The organism is Aphanothece microscopica RSMan92 (assembly GCF_046613545.2).
Taxonomy (GTDB): Bacteria; Cyanobacteriota; Cyanobacteriia; order PCC-6307; family Cyanobiaceae; genus NIES-981.
This window is the reverse complement of the sequence record NZ_JBKKKY020000506.1, coordinates 1-469: the sequence shown is the minus strand read 5'-3', so window position 1 is coordinate 469 and position 469 is coordinate 1. Positions and strand designations below refer to the sequence as shown.

At 67.4% G+C, this 469-nt stretch carries 1 protein-coding gene; it reads left to right on the top strand.

Features of this window, described 5'->3' with window-relative positions; all coding sequences use genetic code 11:
* Window positions 1-24: 24 nt before the first annotated feature.
* The coding region (locus tag ACLD7X_RS18775) for a sulfurtransferase (RefSeq protein WP_411425196.1) at window positions 25-469 on the top strand (445 nt) is incomplete at its 3' end.

Genomic DNA, 469 nt, shown 5'->3' with positions numbered 1-469 from the left:
GACGATTCAACGCCCTTGCCGCATATGCTGCCCAGTGCGGAGAAGTTCTCCTCGCGGGTGCGCAAGCTGGGCCTGGGGGATGGAACGCGGCTCGTCATCTATGATCAGGCCGGCGTGTTTTCGGCCGCGCGGGTCTGGTGGATGTTTCGCGTTTTCGGCCATGGCGATGTCATGGTTCTCGACGGCGGCTTGCCGAAATGGGTCGCCGAGGGCCGGGCGGTGGAGGACATGCCCTCCCAGCCGCGCGAGCGCCATTTCACGCCGCGCCGGCAGGCCCATCTGGTGCGCGATCTGGACCAGATGCGCGCCATCGTCGAGCAAGGCACGGCGCAGGTGCTGGATGCACGCCCAGCCGCGCGATTCCATGGCCTGGAGCCCGAACCAAGGGCAGGTCTGCGCGGCGGGCATATGCCGGGTGCGCTCTCGACCCCCTACAGCCTGATGCTCAGCCCCGACGGCACGATGAAGA